This window comes from Streptomyces sp. 2323.1 (assembly GCF_900221035.1).
GTDB lineage: Bacteria > Actinomycetota > Actinomycetes > Streptomycetales > Streptomycetaceae > Streptomyces > Streptomyces sioyaensis.
The window spans coordinates 6,656,996-6,673,714 of sequence record NZ_LT907981.1 but is presented as its reverse complement, the minus strand read 5'-3'; the positions used below and the strand labels follow the sequence as shown (position 1 = coordinate 6,673,714).

The 16,719-nt window shown below is 72.9% G+C and carries 19 protein-coding genes and 7 tRNA genes; 10 read left to right on the top strand and 16 right to left on the bottom strand.

Going from position 1 to position 16,719, the window contains the following annotated elements:
- Positions 1 to 110 precede the first annotated feature (110 nt).
- Positions 111 to 1,289, bottom strand: coding sequence for a hypothetical protein (locus CPH93_RS28825; protein ID WP_006607504.1), 1,179 nt, complete (start codon positions 1,287 to 1,289; stop codon positions 111 to 113).
- Entirely contained in the window at positions 1,289 to 1,855 is a 567-nt protein-coding gene (locus CPH93_RS28820; RefSeq protein ID WP_093482253.1) for a DUF4365 domain-containing protein, read from the bottom strand. The genes CPH93_RS28825 and CPH93_RS28820 overlap by 1 nt, the downstream gene beginning before the upstream one ends.
- Before the next feature lie 200 nt (positions 1,856 to 2,055).
- On the opposite strand from CPH93_RS28820, the gene CPH93_RS28815 reads away from it, so the two are divergent.
- Positions 2,056 to 2,781, top strand: coding sequence for an exonuclease domain-containing protein (locus CPH93_RS28815; protein ID WP_006607506.1), 726 nt, complete (start codon positions 2,056 to 2,058; stop codon positions 2,779 to 2,781).
- A gap of 115 nt (positions 2,782 to 2,896) precedes the next feature.
- On the opposite strand, the gene CPH93_RS28810 is transcribed toward CPH93_RS28815, so the two are convergent.
- From CPH93_RS28810 to CPH93_RS28795, 4 genes are all read right to left on the bottom strand, one after another.
- A tRNA-Val gene (locus CPH93_RS28810) sits at positions 2,897 to 2,968 on the bottom strand.
- Between the two features lie 116 nt (positions 2,969 to 3,084).
- Positions 3,085 to 3,546: an SRPBCC family protein gene (locus CPH93_RS28805; protein WP_093482254.1), complete on the bottom strand. Its 462-nt coding sequence runs from the start codon at positions 3,544 to 3,546 to the stop codon at positions 3,085 to 3,087.
- Between the two features lie 86 nt (positions 3,547 to 3,632).
- Positions 3,633 to 3,704 (bottom strand) — tRNA-Val (locus tag CPH93_RS28800).
- 54 nt (positions 3,705 to 3,758) lie between these two features.
- Positions 3,759 to 4,187, bottom strand: a complete 429-nt coding sequence (locus CPH93_RS28795) for a TIGR02611 family protein (RefSeq protein WP_173909901.1) — start codon at positions 4,185 to 4,187, stop codon at positions 3,759 to 3,761.
- Positions 4,188 to 4,377: 190 nt separating this feature from the next.
- On the opposite strand from CPH93_RS28795, the gene CPH93_RS28790 reads away from it, so the two are divergent.
- Both CPH93_RS28790 and CPH93_RS28785 read left to right on the top strand, forming a co-directional pair.
- Positions 4,378 to 4,791 (top strand): SsgA family sporulation/cell division regulator, encoded by a 414-nt coding sequence (locus tag CPH93_RS28790; RefSeq protein WP_003959770.1) that lies wholly within the window; start codon positions 4,378 to 4,380, stop codon positions 4,789 to 4,791.
- Between the two features lie 227 nt (positions 4,792 to 5,018).
- Positions 5,019 to 5,585: a CGNR zinc finger domain-containing protein gene (locus CPH93_RS28785; RefSeq protein WP_093482256.1), complete on the top strand. Its 567-nt coding sequence runs from the start codon at positions 5,019 to 5,021 to the stop codon at positions 5,583 to 5,585.
- A 57-nt stretch (positions 5,586 to 5,642) separates the two neighbouring features.
- Here CPH93_RS28785 and CPH93_RS36295 read toward each other — a convergent pair whose 3' ends face one another.
- Both CPH93_RS36295 and CPH93_RS28780 read right to left on the bottom strand, forming a co-directional pair.
- Entirely contained in the window at positions 5,643 to 5,798 is a 156-nt protein-coding gene (locus CPH93_RS36295) for a hypothetical protein (RefSeq protein WP_006607510.1), read from the bottom strand.
- 68 nt (positions 5,799 to 5,866) lie between these two features.
- Complete coding sequence (locus tag CPH93_RS28780) at positions 5,867 to 6,328, bottom strand: hypothetical protein (protein WP_093482257.1); 462 nt, start codon at positions 6,326 to 6,328, stop codon at positions 5,867 to 5,869.
- 170 nt (positions 6,329 to 6,498) lie between these two features.
- On the opposite strand from CPH93_RS28780, the gene CPH93_RS28775 reads away from it, so the two are divergent.
- Positions 6,499 to 7,029 (top strand): DsbA family protein, encoded by a 531-nt coding sequence (locus CPH93_RS28775; protein WP_096214489.1) that lies wholly within the window; start codon positions 6,499 to 6,501, stop codon positions 7,027 to 7,029.
- A gap of 22 nt (positions 7,030 to 7,051) precedes the next feature.
- Here CPH93_RS28775 and CPH93_RS28770 read toward each other — a convergent pair whose 3' ends face one another.
- The 3 genes from CPH93_RS28770 to CPH93_RS28760 are packed head-to-tail and all read right to left on the bottom strand — an operon-like array spanning position 7,052 to position 9,788.
- Positions 7,052 to 7,882: a GNAT family N-acetyltransferase gene (locus CPH93_RS28770; RefSeq protein ID WP_096214488.1), complete on the bottom strand. Its 831-nt coding sequence runs from the start codon at positions 7,880 to 7,882 to the stop codon at positions 7,052 to 7,054.
- Positions 7,883 to 7,917: 35 nt separating this feature from the next.
- Positions 7,918 to 8,742: an aminotransferase class IV gene (locus tag CPH93_RS28765; RefSeq protein ID WP_093482260.1), complete on the bottom strand. Its 825-nt coding sequence runs from the start codon at positions 8,740 to 8,742 to the stop codon at positions 7,918 to 7,920.
- Positions 8,739 to 9,788 (bottom strand): chorismate-binding protein, encoded by a 1,050-nt coding sequence (locus CPH93_RS28760; protein ID WP_096214487.1) that lies wholly within the window; start codon positions 9,786 to 9,788, stop codon positions 8,739 to 8,741. Before CPH93_RS28760 ends, CPH93_RS28765 begins: the two co-directional genes overlap by 4 nt.
- 196 nt (positions 9,789 to 9,984) lie before the next feature.
- On the opposite strand from CPH93_RS28760, the gene CPH93_RS28755 reads away from it, so the two are divergent.
- The 5 genes from CPH93_RS28755 to CPH93_RS28735 all read left to right on the top strand — a co-directional run bounded on the left by CPH93_RS28755 (position 9,985) and on the right by CPH93_RS28735 (position 10,439).
- A tRNA-Gly gene (locus CPH93_RS28755) sits at positions 9,985 to 10,057 on the top strand.
- Between the two features lie 35 nt (positions 10,058 to 10,092).
- Positions 10,093 to 10,166, top strand: a tRNA-Cys gene (locus CPH93_RS28750).
- A gap of 1 nt (position 10,167) precedes the next feature.
- Positions 10,168 to 10,239, top strand: a tRNA-Val gene (locus tag CPH93_RS28745).
- Positions 10,240 to 10,261: 22 nt separating this feature from the next.
- Positions 10,262 to 10,333 (top strand) — tRNA-Val (locus CPH93_RS28740).
- A gap of 34 nt (positions 10,334 to 10,367) precedes the next feature.
- A tRNA-Val gene (locus tag CPH93_RS28735) sits at positions 10,368 to 10,439 on the top strand.
- Between the two features lie 79 nt (positions 10,440 to 10,518).
- On the opposite strand, the gene CPH93_RS28730 is transcribed toward CPH93_RS28735, so the two are convergent.
- From CPH93_RS28730 to CPH93_RS28720, 3 genes are all read right to left on the bottom strand, one after another.
- Positions 10,519 to 10,809 carry a TFIIB-type zinc ribbon-containing protein gene (locus CPH93_RS28730; RefSeq protein ID WP_006607516.1) on the bottom strand — a complete coding sequence of 97 codons (291 nt, stop codon included), beginning with the start codon at positions 10,807 to 10,809 and terminating at the stop codon, positions 10,519 to 10,521.
- A gap of 74 nt (positions 10,810 to 10,883) precedes the next feature.
- Entirely contained in the window at positions 10,884 to 11,891 is a 1,008-nt protein-coding gene (locus CPH93_RS28725; protein ID WP_096214486.1) for a phosphotransferase, read from the bottom strand.
- A 268-nt stretch (positions 11,892 to 12,159) separates the two neighbouring features.
- The gene (locus tag CPH93_RS28720; protein ID WP_093482263.1) at positions 12,160 to 12,369 is read right to left on the bottom strand and encodes a hypothetical protein; all 210 of its coding nucleotides are present in this window, start codon (positions 12,367 to 12,369) and stop codon (positions 12,160 to 12,162) included.
- A 609-nt stretch (positions 12,370 to 12,978) separates the two neighbouring features.
- Here CPH93_RS28720 and CPH93_RS28715 point away from each other — a divergent pair.
- Positions 12,979 to 14,325: a serine/threonine-protein kinase gene (locus CPH93_RS28715; RefSeq protein ID WP_096214485.1), complete on the top strand. Its 1,347-nt coding sequence runs from the start codon at positions 12,979 to 12,981 to the stop codon at positions 14,323 to 14,325.
- Between the two features lie 200 nt (positions 14,326 to 14,525).
- Here CPH93_RS28715 and CPH93_RS28710 read toward each other — a convergent pair whose 3' ends face one another.
- Together CPH93_RS28710 and cobA are read right to left on the bottom strand one after the other, a co-directional pair.
- Complete coding sequence (locus CPH93_RS28710; RefSeq protein ID WP_096214484.1) at positions 14,526 to 15,344, bottom strand: TrmH family RNA methyltransferase; 819 nt, start codon at positions 15,342 to 15,344, stop codon at positions 14,526 to 14,528.
- A gap of 53 nt (positions 15,345 to 15,397) precedes the next feature.
- Positions 15,398 to 16,636: a uroporphyrinogen-III C-methyltransferase gene (gene cobA, locus CPH93_RS28705; RefSeq protein ID WP_096214483.1), complete on the bottom strand. Its 1,239-nt coding sequence runs from the start codon at positions 16,634 to 16,636 to the stop codon at positions 15,398 to 15,400.
- Positions 16,637 to 16,719: the final 83 nt, after the last annotated feature.

The following is a 16,719-nucleotide window of genomic DNA, read 5'->3' as shown; positions in this document are numbered from 1 at the left end:
GTCTCTCCTGACTCATGTCTCTTTCGCGTCAGCGATTGCTGCGCAGCAGAATCGTACCGAGCCGCCGGACCGGACCGCGAAACGGTTTCACCACCCCGGCGCGCGGGCGCTCAGTCCTCCGCGCCGCAGGCCTCCTCGAAGAAGTCGAGATTCTCCTGGAGCGACTTCAGCAGCCGGTCCCGCTCGGCCTCGTCGACCTGTACGGGCGTGACGTCACGGCCGCCGGTGATGCGGCGGAATCCGCCCCGGCTCTCCAGCCGCCCGGTCACCCGGACCGGCAGCCCCACCAGATGTGCGTGCCCGGCGATGCGGTAGTCCTCCTCCCCCAGCGCGACCCGCACCTGCACCACGTCCGCCCCGGTGATCACCCGCAGCCGCACCGTGCCGGGACCGCCCGGCCGCTCCCTGCGCAGCCGTACCACCGCGCCGGTCACCCGCACCGGCAGCGACGGCTCCGCGCGCACGTAGCGCTGGGCGGCCTGCTGCAGCGCGGGCAGATCGCCGGGCGAGAACTCCACCGCTTCGGGGCGGGCCGGACAGCCGGCCGGGGCGCCGGCCCCCGGTGACCACTCGACCGAGATCCGCGCCCCCTCCGCATCCCGCACCAGCGCGATCAGCGCCTGGACCAGCTCATGGCAGACCCCCAGTTCGACGGCCGCGTCGAAGGCCTCCATCCCGCCGGTGGCCCGCTGGTAGTCGGTGGCGTCACGGGCCGCGTGCAGCGCCCGCTGCAGCCCGGCGACCGCGCCGCGCCCGCCGCGTACCGGGACGAACGCGGTCAGCCGGCGCCCGGCCACCGCCGGACCGACCAGCACGTCCCCCAGGAACCCCTCGGCCTGCAGGCGGTGCCGCGCGCCGTAGTAGCCGGCCCGGCCGTACGTCCCCAGCGCCCCGGCGACCAGCATCGAGCGGGCCGCCCCGCGCAGCTGCTCCTGCGCCACCCAGTGCGCGGCCCCGGAGCCCCCGTCGGGGACCTCCCGCTCCCAGCGCACCTCGTCACTGGGCACCGCGAGCCCCATCAGCACCTCGCGGGCCGAGGGCGCGGCGCTCTGCGCCAGCGCCGCCAGCGCCTCCGCGAGCAGCTCCCCACTGTCGGGGAAGCGGCGGTCGTGCGGCACCAGCAGGCTGGTGCCGGCCGCGCCGCCGGGCGGCGTCCACCGGGCGTAATGGCCGGCGGCCCCGCCCCGGCGCCGCCAGCCGTGCCGCGCCAGCAGCGCACCGAGCACCGCCGGGTCGAGCTGCGCGGGATCCAGCAGCCGCGCATCGTGATCGTCGGTCGGCCGGTACATCAAGGTCTCCCTCCCGCCCCGACCCGCGTCATGATCTCGCAGAGCGCTCGGTCGTCGAAGATCCGCGCGGTCGGAATCCGCACAGTGGTCCTGCGCCGGCCGGTCACCGGATGACCGGCCAGGTTGATCCAGTAGCAGCAGTGCCGCAGTTCGAGACGGTCGTGCGAGGCCCGCAGCCAGTCCTCCCGGGTCCGCGGGGCCAGCATCACGACCAGGATCTTGTGCACGGTGACGGGGGTGCGGGCCAGCTTCACCAGATGGTCGTTGTCGAGGGTGAAGGCGAAGGTCGGCCCCGGCGGGCGGGGTGCGGTCTGGTAGGTGCACTTGAGCTGCACCTTGATGGTGACCTCGTCGTCGACGGTGTGGCCGGGCGCGCCATGGCTGACGTGCCAGTCGATTCCGTTGTCCGGGAAGGGCTGCGCCAGCGAGCACCCGGAGGCGGCGGCGACCGCGTGCAGATACCCCACCTGAAGGGTCTCCATACAGGCAGTGGTGGCGAGTCCGCCGCGCTGCGGGGGGACCCGCGGGGGCAGCAGCCCGCCCGGTTCGGGCTGCGCGAGCGTCATCGCTCAAGGCCTTCCGGGCTGTGCCGATCGATGCGTGTGGATGACGGGGAGGGGGCAAAATCCGCGCCGGCCCGTCCCTCTGGTTGTCTCCCCGTCAAGTGGTCCGCAAACAAAGGCGGTTCGACGACCGGGCCGCTCGGGTATCACCAGCTCGGATGACGCGCACGTCATCCGCCGTACGAGCGCGAGGAGTTGGGATGATGCCGTGTTGGTATGACGGTCCGCTTGCCGCCTTCGACACCGAGACCACGGGCATCGACGTCGAGCGGGACCGCATCGTCTCCGCGGCCCTGGTGGTCCAGGAGACCCCGCGTTCCGCGCCCCGGGTCACCCGCTGGCTGATCAACCCGGGCGTGGAGATACCCGAGGCCGCGACGGCGGTGCACGGCCTGACGGCCGACCATCTCGCGCTGCACGGCCGCTGGCCGGCGCCGGTGCTGGAGGAGGTCGCGCGCGCCCTGGCCGCCCAGTCGGTGGCCGGCCGCCCGCTGGTCGTGATGAACGCCCCGTTCGATCTCACCCTCCTGCAGCGCGAGCTGAGGCGGCATCGCGCCAGCTCGCTCGACGCCTACCTGGGCGGCCATCCGCTGCGCGTCCTGGACCCCCGGGTCCTCGACAAGCACCTGGACCGCTACCGCAAGGGCCGCCGTACGCTCACCGACCTGTGTGCGCATTACGAGGTCGAGCTGACCGACGCCCATGAGGCGGCCGCCGACGCACTCGCCGCGCTACGGGTCGTCCGGGCCCTGGGCCACCGCTTCGCCGACCGCCTGGACGGGCTCCAGCCGGCGGAGCTGCACACCCGGCAGGCGGTCTGGCACGCGGCACAGGCGCGCGGGCTGGAGGCGTGGTTCGCTCGCAGCGGCAATCCCGAATCCGTCGATCCGCACTGGCCGCTGCGTCCCGACCTCCCCGCCGCGGCCTGATTGTTCATCAGCAATTTCCGGGGCCGGCCGGCAAAGGGCCGGGGGGAATTCCCGCGCGGCGTTCTCCAACAAAAAGAACCGGACCGCTTTTTGGCGGCCCGGTTCTTGATCCCGGTGGGCGATACTGGGTTCGAACCAGTGACCTCTTCGGTGTGAACGAAGCGCTCTCCCACTGAGCTAATCGCCCGGGTGTCGGCGGAGCTTCCCGCTCGAACGAGCAGAACAATACAGGCCGCCCGGGCCTGGCATCAAATTCCTGTTCACCGGCGCCCCGGGGCCGCCCTCCGGGGCGACCGGCGCCGCTCATCCACGGGCCAGCCAGGCGGCCAGGCCGCGCCGCCCGGCCCGCATCATCAGCGCATGATTAGCGAGGAACGCCGGCCGCCCCAGCAGCGCGAACCTGCGCAGCAGCGGCTTGCAGAGCTCGACGTCCTGCTCGAAGACGACGCGGGTGCCGCCCGCCCCGGGGACGACCGTCCAGCGCGCCCAGCCGGCCAGGTCCCCGCGCAGCACCGTCTCCAGCACGCCCCTGCCGGGGTCGCGCACCCGCTCGCTCGCCACCACCGTCAGGTCGTACGGCAGCAGCGACCGGAACCGGGCGATCCCGCTGCGGTCGTCGAGCGGGGTCACCGCGCGGACCTGCGGCCACCAGCAGGGGTAGGCCTCGGCACGTTCGAGGACCGCATAGACGACGGTGGGCGTCGCGGGCAGCAGCCAAACGGTGCGGAAGCGGTAGCGGTGCAGACGGCGTGACCAGTCGGACATGATCCCAGTGTGCGCCCCCGGGCGGCGCGCCCGTCCAACAACCGCGACGGCCCGGAGACTTGGAGTCTCCGGGCCGCCGTCCGGGGTGGGCGATACTGGGTTCGAACCAGTGACCTCTTCGGTGTGAACGAAGCGCTCTCCCACTGAGCTAATCGCCCGGGCGCATCGCCAACATTACCCCACGCCGGGGGGCACTTCTGACCATTTCCCGGTCACTCCGGAACGTGCCACGGCACCACGAAGCCGAACTGCCACACATAGGCCCCGAGCGCCACCGCAATGATCACCACGCCGGTGGCGGTCAGCGCGATGTTGCGCCGGCGCACCTTGGGGTCCAGCGCCTTCTGCGCCGCTTCGGTGACCTTGCGCTTGGTCCAGCGCAGCACCAGCTGGGCCCAGACGAACTCCGTCGCCCAGATCGCCAGACCGCCGAAGATCACCAACCAGCCCGGCCCCGGCAGCGGCAGCATGATCACGCCGGCCACGACGACCGCGAGCCCGACGACGAAAACTCCGACCTGCCAGCTCATGTGAAGCGGCCGGGAGCGCTTGATGAAGTGCGGCGCTCTCGAACCGAGCGGCTGCCCGGCCGGAGCGTCTTCCTCCACGATTCCCGACCCCCCGTTACTCTGCGTATTCATGGTCACAAACTTACCGGAAGGTGCGGGTTCGCCGGAATTACCGACGAGGACGATCTCGCAATCCGCCGGAAGAGGTACCTGAAGCCACCCAAAACCGTCAGAGGGGTTTACAACGGCACCGTAGGTGGCATGTCGATTTCGCCGACGTGCGAATCCCCGAGCGCACACTGAGCGAAAGGCCCTGGCGCTTATGAACACCACGGTCAGCTGCGAGCTGCACCTGCGCCTCGTTGTGTCGAGCGAGTCCTCACTGCCTGTACCCGCGGGCCTGCGGTATGACACGGCCGATCCCTACGCCGTGCATGCCACCTTCCACACCGGAGCCGAGGAGACCGTCGAATGGGTTTTCGCCCGCGACCTCCTCGCCGAGGGCCTGCACCGGCCCACGGGCACCGGAGACGTCCGCGTATGGCCGTCCCGGAGCCACGGACAGGGCGTCGTGTGCATCGCCCTGAGTTCCCCGGAGGGCGAGGCCCTGCTCGAGGCGCCCGCGCGGGCTCTCGAGTCGTTCCTCAAAAGGACCGATGCCGCCGTACCACCCGGTACGGAGCACCGGCATTTCGATCTCGACACCGAGCTCTCGCACATCCTCGCGGAGAGCTGAGACGCAGACCGGTTACCGAAAGCACTCACCCGCTCACACTTGCGCCCGTCCGACTCGGGGAGACGGCGCAGGACCGACAAGTTCATACGGCACACTTCGGCGTCGTCGCCGCGGACCCACCGCGGAGTCGGCGCTGAAGCTTGTTCGAAGCGCTAGAGTCGGCGACCATTCGGCCACCACACCAGGGGCGGTACCCGTCCGGCCCCACCCTGCCAGGGAGCGGAACCGTGATGATCACCCATGACACCCGGTGCGCACTGGACGCGGTCGTCGATCTGCTGAACACCGCTCCGGAGGGCGAAGCGCCCGGGGCGCCCGACAGCCTGGCCGATCTCGCGGCCCTCGGGGAGTTCGTCCGGCGCAACGACATCAGCGACGTGGGCACGCTCGGTACGGGCGATCTGAGCGCCGTACGGTCCCTGCGGGAGCGGTTCGCGCAGATCTTCGCGGCCGGGGACGACCGCACCGCGGCCGAGCAGCTGAACTCGCTGGTCGCCTCGGCGGGCACCACCCCGCGACTGACCGATCACGACGGGTACGACTGGCACATCCACTACTTCGCGCCGGGCGCCTCGGTCGCCGAGCATCTGGCCGCGGACGGCGGGATGGCGCTGGCGTTCATCGTCGTTGCCGGGGAGCGCGAGCGGCTGCGGCGCTGTGAGGCGCCGGACTGCCGGCATGCCTTCGTCGACCTCTCCCGCAACCGCTCCCGGCGCTACTGCGACAGCCGTACCTGCGGCAACCGGCTGCATGTCGCGGCCTACCGGGCACGGCGGCGGGAGGCCGCGGGCTGAGCCCCTGCCGCGCGGCCCCGGCCGGATCGGCCCTGGTCCGCGACGCACCGGACGGCCTCACAGGATGTAGAGGTCGTGTACGGCTCCGAGGAGGAGCAGAAAGCCGATGACGGCCAGGAAGAGCATCAGCGGCGGCTGGGACAGCGCGAACAGGCAACCGCGCGGTTCGGGGGACGGGGCGTCGTCTTGGGCGAGGGCGCACTCATCGTTCATCTCGCGCGCATCATGACGCAGATGATCGTCTGAGCGCGGCCGATCGGCGCCTCAGCAGCGGTAGTTCATCAGATCCCGTGCTTTTTCAGGATCGCTTCGATGTCCGAGAAGTCATCCTTGGGGGCACCGGCCTTGTCCGGCGCGGCCTTCCCCTTGGCGGCCGGCTGCGCGGCGGCCCGGCCCGCGCCGAGGGACGGGGCGGAGGCGGCCGGGGCCACCGCGTCGGGCCGGGAGCCTGCCGCGGCCTTGCGCTCCTTGCGGCTGCCGATCCCGCCCCTGCGGCGCTCCGCGGCCCGGCTGAGCATGAACAGCACGAACGAGAGCGCGAGCAGGCCGAAGCCGGCCCAGACCGTGGGCTTGAAGACGATGCCGGTGACCCAGTCGATGACGCCGGTCATCACCAGGCCGATGGGGATCAGGGAAAAGGCGGCGATGCGGGTCGCGGCCAGGAACCGCTTGCGGTATGCCGTGATCGCGGCGATGCCCAGGCCCGCTGCCGACACCGCGGCACAGACGGTCGAGGTCAGCATCCGGTCCTCCTGCCGATGGATGGGTGAGCAGGCAGTCTGCTCCCTTCCATCCTGCCTTGTCCGGGGCCGCACGGACCATGTTCCGGTACGGCCTCAGGGACATCTCGGGGTCGGGCTCCTTCGCAGGTCCCGGTTCGGGCACCGGCCGGAGGGCTGGAAGACTGACTCCCATGAACGACTCCACCAGCTCCGCCGCCGCGCCTCCCGTCCGCCCCGTTCTGGACGTGTGGTGCGAACTGCAGTGCCCCGACTGCCACGCCGCCCTGGAGGACCTGCGGGCGCTGCGGGCGCACTACGGCGACCGGCTGGACATCCGGCTGCGCCACTTCCCGCTGGCCAAGCACAAGCACGCCTACGTCGCCGCGCAGGCCGCCGAGGAGGCCATCGAGCAGGGGCAGGGCTGGCCGTACATCGAGGCGGTGCTGGCGCGCAGCGGGGAGCTCGCCGCGCGGGGCGAGAAGCTGCTGCTGGAGGTCGCCGGGGAGCTGGGGCTGGACGCCGAGGAGCTGGACACCGCGCTGATCGACGGGCGGCATCTGCTGATCGTCGACGCGGACCAGGCCGAGGGCAAGGCGATCGGGGTGACCGGGACCCCGACGTATGTGATCGGCGGCGAGCGGCTGGACGGCGGCACGAGCCAGGAGGGGCTGCGGGCCCGTATCGAGGAGATCGCCGACCGGCTGCTTGCCGAACAGGACTGAGCCTCAGCCCCGCCGGACTCCGTCACAGGATCGGCTTCCAGAGCAGATAGCCGGTGGGCCGGTAGCCCAGCGAGGTGTAGAGGCCGAGCGCGGGCGCGTTGTCCGCGTAGACGTTCAGCCCGAGGGTGGTGCGGCCGGCGGCGAGGCTCTCGCGCTCGGCGACCAGCATCAGGGTGCGGCCGTGCCCCTGCCCGCGGTGTCCGGGCGCGACCTGCACGTCGACCACATAGCCGCCCGGCTGTTCCGGCATCCGCAGGGCGACCCAGATGCTGCCGACGTCCGCGCCGCCGTGGGTCAGGATGCGCAGCACCTGGTAGGGCGTGGCGACGCCGTCGGGAAGCAGTGCGCGATGGCCGGCGGCCGAGGCCTCTTCGGCGCGGGCCCGGGGCATCCCCTGGGCCAGCTGCGTACGGAGGTGCTCGGCGAGCGCGGCCTCCCGCCAGGCCGGGTACTCCTCCTCGCTCAGCGCCCGGTCGCTGCTGCCGTCGGGCAGGGCGGGCGGGCCGGCGAGGGACTTGCTCATCGTGCGGCTGCGCTCGGTATAACCCAGCGTCGCGGCGAGCCGCCGGGCCGCCGCGGCGCCGGCCGGGACGGTCAGCTCGATCTGCCGGCAGCCCCAGCCGCGCAGCACTTCCTCGGCGGCGAGCGCGGCGACCGTGGCGCGGCCGCGGTGCCGGTCCGCTGCGTCGATGGCCAGGTCCGCGATCCGGCCGGCCGTCGGGCCGAACCGGGCGTCGGTCGTCAGCCGGATCCCGCCGACCCGGCGGCTGTTGACGCAGATGTCGTAGGGGCGGGCCCGGCCCCCGTCGTCGTGCCGTTCTTCCGGTCCCGCGGGGCGCAGCGTTGTGGTCACCAGGACTTTCTACTCGCCCGCGCGCGCTCCCGTCATCACCGCGGATCGAAGTCGGCGGCCGACTGCTCGTCGAAGATCCGCATGGCTTCCGCGGTCACCGGGCCCGGGCCGTCGGCGAGTTGGCGGCCGTCGATCCGGGTGACGGCCTGGACGTCGCGCAGGGTGGAGGTCAGGAAGATCTCCTCGGCCCGCTCCAGGGCGTCCAGCGGCAGATCGGTCTCCTTGGCGCCGGCCCAGCTGATGGTCAGGGCCCGGGTGATGCCCGCCAGACAGCCGGAGTGCAATGGCGGGGTGTGCAGTTCGCCGTCCAGGACGACGAAGACGTTGGAGCCGGTGCCCTCGCAGAGCGCGCCCACGGTGTTGGCGAACAGCGCCTCGGAGGCGCCCTGTTCCCGTGCGCGGGCCAGGGCGACGACGTTCTCGCCGTACGAGGTGGTCTTCAGGCCGGTGAGGGCGCCGCGTTCGTTGCGGGTCCACGGGACGGTGACGGCGGCCGTGCCGTCGGGGCGGCGTGCGGTCTCGGACAGCGCGATGACCAGCGTCGGACCGGCGTCGCCGCGGTCCGAGCCGAGCGGGGAGACGCCGCCGGTGTAGGTGAGCCGCAGCCGGCCGAGGGCCATCGGGTTGGCGTCGAGGACCGCCGCGCAGCCGCGCCGTACCTCGTCGAGATCGGGATCGGGCAGGCCGAGTCCGCGGGCGGAGGTGGTCAGCCGCTCCAGATGGCGGGTGAGGGCGAAGGCGCGGCCGTGCTCGGCCTTGATGGTCTCGAAGACTCCGTCGCCGACCGTCAGCCCGTGGTCGAAGACCGAGACCCGGGCGCCGGCGGCCTCCTGCAGTGCTCCGTCGAGCCAGATCTTCATCGCGTACCTCCAGTCGCCTCGTGCGCGCCCGACGCTACCGCGAGCAGCCTGCGCGCCTTCAACTCCGTCTCCGCCCACTCCCGCTCCGGATCGGAGTCCCAGATGATCCCCGCGCCGGCCCCGAAGCGCAGCACCGGTCCGCCGGGCGGGGTGCGGTCGATCCAGAACGTACGGATGCCGACCGCGAGCTCACCGGTGCGGCGGTCCGCATCGACCCAGCCGATGCCTCCGCAGTACGGGCCGCGGGGCGCGGTCTCCAGCTCGTCGATGATCCGCAGCGCGCTGGACTTGGGGGCGCCGGTGACCGACCCGGGCGGGAAGGTGGCGTCCAGCAGATCCGCCCAGGCGGTCTTCTCGTTCTCCTCGGCCAGTTCACCGCGCACCGTGGAGACGAGGTGGACGAGGCCGGGGTGCTCCTCGACGGCGCACAGTGCCGGGACGGTGACGGTCCCGGTGGCGCAGACCCGGCCGAGATCGTTGCGGACCAGGTCCACGATCATCACGTTCTCCGCCCGGTCCTTCTCCGAGAGATCGGCCGCGGTCCGGCCGGTGCCCTTGATCGGCCCGGAAGCGACGGTGCGGCCGTCGCGCCGCAGATACAGCTCCGGGGAGGCACTGGCGATCTCGACGCCGTGCCGGGGCAGCCGGATCGTGCCCGCGTACGGGGCCGGGTTCCCGCGGGCCAGCACGGCGGACAGCGCATCGACGTCGGCGCGGCCGGGATCGGGCAGCGGCGCGGTCAGGACCCGGCAGAGATTCACCTGGTAGACATCGCCGGCCGCGATGTGTTCACGGATGCGCCGTACGCCGCCGGTATAGGCGTCCCGGTCCAGCGAACTGGTCCAGGCGCCGGGTACGGGGCCGCGCCAGCCGCCGGGGGCGGGCTCGTCCGCTGCGGTGGCCGGTCGTACGTCGCCGAAGCGGGCGCAGACCACGGCGCCCTCGAAGTCGGCGGCCACCGCCCACCAGCCCGAGGAGTCCAGCGCCGCGGGATCACTGGTCACATCGCGCAGGTCGGTGGCTATCAGGCCGCCGAAGCGGGCCATGGGAGCGAAGTCGTGCACGTCAGCGAGTCTATGGCGGCGGCCCGGACCCCGCCTGTGCCGGGCGGCCCGGCGCAGCACGCTGCACAAACGCGTTTTTGTACTGGCCCCGGAATCCGCTAGAGTTCAACACGTCGCCGGGACGCGGAAGCGCCCCGGAGGCCGAGTAGCTCCCGGACGTAGTCTGGGAGAGACACCTGCGGACGTAGCTCAGTTGGTAGAGCACCACCTTGCCAAGGTGGATGTCGCGAGTTCGAGTCTCGTCGTCCGCTCGATGTGGGGGATCTTCCCGAACCCCCTCACTCCTGGTGGAGTGGCCGAGAGGCGAGGCAACGGCCTGCAAAGCCGTCTACACGGGTTCAAATCCCGTCTCCACCTCCAAGGACGATTAGCTCAGCGGGAGAGCGCTTCCCTGACACGGAAGAGGTCACTGGTTCAATCCCAGTATCGTCCACTGCCCGGCTTCACCGGGCCCCGCGCGATTAGCTCAGCGGGAGAGCGCTTCCCTGACACGGAAGAGGTCACTGGTTCAATCCCAGTATCGCGCACGCAGCTGCGGATCTTCGTGATCTGCGGTCCCGAGGACGATTAGCTCAGCGGGAGAGCGCTTCCCTGACACGGAAGAGGTCACTGGTTCAATCCCAGTATCGTCCACACCTGATCCCGAGGGCCGGAGCACATCGCTCCGGCCCTCGGGCGTTTTTCAGAACAAGAGCGATCGGAACAAGAGCGCTCAGGACGAGAAGAGCATGTGGCCGAAGCTGCGGTGGTGATGACCGTGGTGGCCCTGGTGTCCGTGGTGGCCATGGTGGCTCTGGTGCGGGGCTCCCCAGGCAGGGGCGGGCGGGTAGGCCTGCGGGGCGGGCGGCGGCGGGGGCTGCTGGATCCACTGCGCTTCGAGCCGGCTCAGCGCCTCCAGCTCGCCGTAGTCCAGGAAGATCCCCCGGCAGCCGGCGCACTGCTCGATCTGGACGCCATTGCGCTGGTATGTGTGCATCGGTGCATGGCACTTGGGGCACTGCATCGTCGGCTTCACTCCTTCTCATCCGGCACTGCTCGCTGCGGCGCCTCCGGAACGGCCTCCCGGCGGCGCGGGGTTCACCCTACGACGGGCCCGGCAGGCGCCAAGTGCTGCGGCAGCGGCGTCATCCGGGCACAGGCATCGACCAGCGCGGTCTCCGCCTCGTCCAGCCGGCGGGCGGCGTCGGCGGCCTTGGCGACGGCGCGGGCGGCGGTCTGCACGGTCAGGGCGCGGGCGGGAATCTCCAGGTCGGGCCAGGGGTCACCGGCGGGGCGGACGGCGCGGCCGCCGGCGGCGCGGTAGGCGGCCAGGAAGCGCGTCCAGATGTCGGGGGCGAGCAGGCCGGTGGCGAACCAGGCGGCGGGGCGGGCCAGGTCCCAGGCGCCGTCGCCCAGGCCCAGGTCGTCGATGTCGATGAGGAGCCAGGGGCCGTCGGGGGCCGGGTAGCGGACCAGCTGGCCCAGGTGCAGATCGCCGTGGCACAGGGTGCCGGTGCGCGGCGGAGAGGGCGCGCACCGGGCCCAGGGCGGCAGCAGCTCCCCGGCGCGCGCAATGGCCGCGGCGGCCGCGGGCAGCGGTCCGGCGCCGGGGGCGGACGGCGGGCCGCCGGCGGGGGCCAGGGCGGTACGCAGCCGGGCCAGGGCGCGGGCGGCCTTGGCGGGGCCGCGCATCGGCGGCACGGGGCCGGGGAGTTGGCGCGGGTCGACGGAGTGCAGACGGGCCAGCAGGCGGGCGGCGTCCTCCCAGGGCGCGGCGTCGGGGTCGTCCGGCGCGACCGGGCTGCCGTAGGGCCAGCGGGTGAGGGCCCGGCCGTCGTCGGTGCGGGTGAGGAGGCCGTCGGGGGCGGTGACCGGGAGCGGGGGCAGCAGGATGCCGTGCAGCAGGGGGTGGGCGGCGATCCGCAGCCGGGTGGCCAGGTCGTGCGGGTCGTCGTCGGGGGCGTGGGCCTTGGCGACCGTGCGGCCGCTGCGGACGACGGTGCCGTCGGGGCGGTCGGCCAGCACCTCGGGGGCGGTGTCCGGGGTGCCGCCCGGGGCGTCTGCCGCGGTGAGGGCGGCCAGGCGGGCGAGCAGTGGTGCGGTCATCGTTCCCCCGAGTCCCGTGCGGGCCGGATGTGCCGTGGGTGGCGTATGGGCCAGATGCGCCGTGGGTGGCTGTACGGGCCGTGCGGCCCGGCCTGGGATCGTACGCGGGCCACGGGCGGCCGGTACGGGCCGTGGCCGGAAAACCCGATGGCCGGGCATCTCCCCAGATGCCCGGCCGTCGTGCCGTCCGCCGTACCCCCCGTCCCCACGGGGTGATTCAGCCGGAGGTCCCCGTCCCGGGCCGCTCTCCCGGGTCCTGGGGCGCCGTTCAGCGCCCCAGCATTCCGACCACGGACGACGCCTGTGTCATGACGGCTTCCCAGCCGCCGAAGACGACGGCGAGAAGGAACGCCAGCGGCAGCGCCATGGCCACCGCGACGAGGGGGTGGCGAGTGCCGGAGGACTGCCGGCCGTCGAACGCCGCGGCGGCCCGGCGCCCCTGCGCCCGAAGGGCCGTCCGTCCTGAGGTCTCTGCCATCGCCCCGCTCCCGTCGTTTCTGGGGCGGCGGGCGTCTGACCTCGGGGGACGAGTGCTGCGCCCGCCGCTTGAACACCACAGTAGGCAGCCGGCCGGCGGCAGGCGTCATGCCGTCGTACCGATTCGTCGGCCTCCGGGAGGATGACGAAACCGGACTGCACGTACTCCCCTGGGTGGAGAGACACGTCCAGGACCTGGGGGGCATCCCCGAGGGGTACCGTCGAAATGCGGCGGCGCACGCACTCCTGAGGGTGACCTCGCTCACGCCGGCCGCTCCCCCGCACCCGGCGGCTCTGCCCCGTCCCGCTGCCCCGCCCGCCGCCGTTTTCCGGCCGGGACCGTATCCCCGGCATCCCTCACCAACCGGGCCCGATCACCCTTCATCGTGTCAATCCCCCTGCTGTGAGGGATCTTTGGGAGGCCCGGCACGAAGCCGGGCGGGGCCGGGCCCGATTCCGCCCCTGTGCTGCGGAATCGGCACCGGCCACGGACAATCCGGCGGCCGACGCATGCGCGGCCTCTGCGCACAGCGAGCCGTCAATCCGTAAGCTGTGCCACGTCAGACGGTTGGCAGCGGAGGGGGCTCCCCACCGCAGGTAGGGGACGGACATGGCGATGATGCGGCTCCGACGCGAGGACCCGCGTGTCGTCGGGACGTTCCGGCTGCACCGTCGGCTGGGCGCGGGCGGGATGGGCGTGGTCTATCTCGGCTCGGACAAGCGCGGGCAGCGGGTGGCGCTCAAGGTGATCCGGCCGGATCTGGCGGAGGATCAGGAGTTCCGTTCGCGGTTCGCGCGCGAGGTGTCGGCCGCCCGGCGGATCCGCGGCGGCTGTACGGCGCGGCTGGTGGCGGCCGATCTCGACGCGGACCGGCCGTGGTTCGCCACGCAGTACGTCCCGGGCCCCTCGCTGCACGACAAGGTCAACGAGGAGGGGCCGCTGTCCCCCGCGCAGGTCGCCTCCGTCGGCGCCGCGCTCTCCGAGGGGCTGCTGGCCGTCCATGACGCGGGCGTGGTGCACCGCGATCTGAAGCCGTCCAACATTCTGCTGTCGCCCAAGGGCCCGCGGATCATCGACTTCGGTATCGCCTGGGCGACCGGCGCCAGCACGCTGACGCATGTGGGCACGGCCGTCGGCTCGCCGGGCTTTCTGGCGCCGGAGCAGGTGCGCGGGGCCGCCGTGACCCCGGCGACGGACATCTTCGCGCTGGGCGCCACCCTCGCCTACGCCTGCACCGCGGACTCCCCCTTCGGGCAGGGAAGTTCGGAGGTCATGCTCTACCGCGTGGTCCACGAGGAGGCGCAGCTGGCCGGGGTGCCGGATGCCCTGGCGCCGCTGCTGGCCTCGTGTCTGGCCAAGGATCCGGCGGACCGCCCCAGCACCCTGTCGCTGTCGCTGCGGCTCAAGGAGATCGCCGCCCGTGAGGCGCACGGGCTGTCGGGCGGCCCCCTGGAGAGCGGGACGGGGGCCGGGGCCGGCTGGGAACGCCGTCTGTCGGAGCGGCCGACCGGCCGGCGGGCCGAGGAGTACGCGCGGCAGCGCACCGAGCGGCGGACCGGGGGGAGCACTCCGCGGCCGCATTCCCCCCGTCCCGCGGCGCCGCGTGACGCGGCCGCCCGGCCGTCCGGTCCGGCCTCGGCCGCGGGGAAGGGTCCGCGGACCGGCGGGCGCGCCGCTCGGGGTGCCCCGGCCGCCCGTCCGCCGGGGCGAAACGGTTCACGTACTCCGGTGCGGACGACCTCGGGCGGGCGCCGGCCCGGTCCCGACCGCCGGCTGCTGCGTCAGCGCATCATCGTGTTCGTGGTGGTGACGCTGCTGGTGGCGCTGGGTATCGCGGCCGCGCAGGGGTGTCAGGGGCCGACCAGCGGGCTGGGGGTGGAACGGCCGGCGCCGGTCGCCTCGTACGGGGGCGTAGGCGCGGGCGGGCCCTGGGGGGCGGGGGAACAGATCCCCTAGGGGATGCGGGCGCCCCCTGTGGGGCCACAACTCGGCGGGGCCAGGGAGATATTCCCAGGGAGTGGTTCCCAGGGAGTGATTCCCAGGGAGATGTTCCCGTCGAGAGATATCCCCCTCCGCACCATTCCGTCAGGGCACTATTCCGTCAGGCCGACTCCGTCAGGCCGACTCCGGCTGACCGGCCGCCGGTGGCCGGCGGGTCAGGACTCCGGGCGGCCCGTCGCCACCGCGTAGAACGCCACCGCGGCGGCCGCTCCGACGTTGAGCGAGTCCACGCCGTGCGCCATCGGGATGCGGACCCATTCGTCGGCGGCCCGCAGCGCGCCGGTGCTCAGGCCGCCGCCCTCCGCGCCCAGCATCAGGGCGGCGCGCTCCAGGGTGTGCGGGGCGGCCTCGTCGAGGGCGGTGGCCTTTTCGGCCGGGGTCAGTGCGAGCAGCTTGAAGCCCGCTTCCCGTACGGCGGCGAGGTCCCTGGGCCAGCTCTCCAGACGGGCATAGGGCACGGAGAACACCGCGCCCATGGAGACCTTCACCGAGCGGCGGTAGAGCGGATCGGCGCAGTCCGGGGAGAGCAGCACCGCGTCCATGCCCAGGGCCGCCGCGCTGCGGAAGATCGCACCGATGTTGGTGTGGTCGTTGACCGCCTCCATCACCACGATGCGCCGGGCCCCGGCCAGGATGTCCCCGGCCGGGGGCAGTGGCTTGCGCTGCATGGAGGCCAGGGCGCCGCGGTGGACGTGATAACCCGTCACCCGCTCGGCCAGGTCCGGGCTGACGGCGTAGACCGGTGCCGGGATCTCGTCGATGACATCGCGCATGACGTCGACCCACTTCGCCGAGAGCAGCATCGAGCGCATCCGGTAGCCGGCGTGCCGGGCGCGCCGGATGACCTTCTCGCCCTCGGCGATGAAGAGCCCTTCGGCGGGCTCGCGCCGGCGCCGCAGCTCGACGTCGGTCAGGCCGGTGTAGTCGGCCAGCCGGGGGTCGTCCGGGTCGTCGACGGTGATGATTTCTGCCACGGGGAGAGTGCCTTCGTCGGTGTCGGGGGTCCCGTGCCGCGTACGGGACCGGTTTACCTGCGGGTGGGGGCGGGGGCGACGGTGACGACCTCGCCGATCACGATGACCGCAGGGGGGCGTACGCCCTCGGCCCGTACGGTCTCGCCGAGCGTGGCGAGGGTGGCGTCGACCCGGCGCTGGGCGGCGGTGGTGCCCTCCTGGATGACGGCGGCCGGGGTGTCGGCGGCGCGGCCGTGCTCGATGAGCTTGGCGGCGATGGCGCCGCTGTTCTCGACGCCCATCAGGACGACGAGGGTGCCGCGCAGGCTGGCGAGCGAGGGCCAGTCCACGAGGGAGCGCTCGTCGTCGGGGGCGACATGGCCGCTGACGACGGTGAACTCGTGGGCGACGCCGCGGTGGGTGACGGGGATACCGGCGGCAGCGGGCACCGAGATGGTGCTGGAGATCCCGGGGACGACCGTGCAGGGGATACCGGCGTCGGCGAGCGCCTGGGCCTCTTCCATGCCGCGGCCGAAGACGAACGGGTCGCCGCCCTTGAGCCGGACCACGGCCTTGCCCGCCTTGGCGTGCTCGATCAGCGCCTGGTTGATCGCCTCCTGCGCCATGAAGCGGCCGTAGGGGATCTTTGCGGCGTCGATGACCTGGACATGCGGCGGGAGTTCGGCGAGCAGGTCGCGGGGGCCGAGCCGGTCGGCGATCACCACGTCCGCCTCGGCGAGCAGCCGGCGGCCGCGGACGGTGATCAGATCGGGGTCGCCGGGGCCGCCGCCGACCAGCGCCACGCCCGGGGTGTGCGGGCGACGGTGGTGCGGAGCGGCGATGCTGCCCTCCCGCAGGCCCTCGACGATCGCATCGCGTACGGCAGCGGAGCGGCGCGGGTCGCGGCCGGTGAGCACGGCGACCGTGACGCCCTCGCTGCGGCCGGTGGCCGGGGTCCAGGCGGTGGCCGCTTCGGCGTCGTCGGAGCGTACGCACCACACCCGGCGGTCCTCGGCCTCCTGGGACGCGGCGGCGTTGGCCTGGGGGTCGTCGGTGGAGATCAGCGCGTACCAGGCGTCGGCGAGGTCGCCGTCCTGGTAGCGGCGGCGCTCCCAGCGGATCTCGCCGGCGTCGGCCATCGCCTCGACGGACGGGGTGGCGGACGGGGAGATCAGCAGGACATCGGCGCCCGCGGCGAGAAGCGACGGCAGCCGGCGCTGGGCGACCTGCCCGGCCCCGAGGACGACCACCCGACGGCCGGAGAGCCGCAGTCCGACGGGGTAGGCGGCGTGTTCGGCGGCATGCTCAGCCATGGCGGTACGGCTCCTTGTACGGATGAGGCGAGTTCGACGGCCGGCCAAGCCGCTGCGGCGCTGAAGCGGCTGGTGAAGAGGTG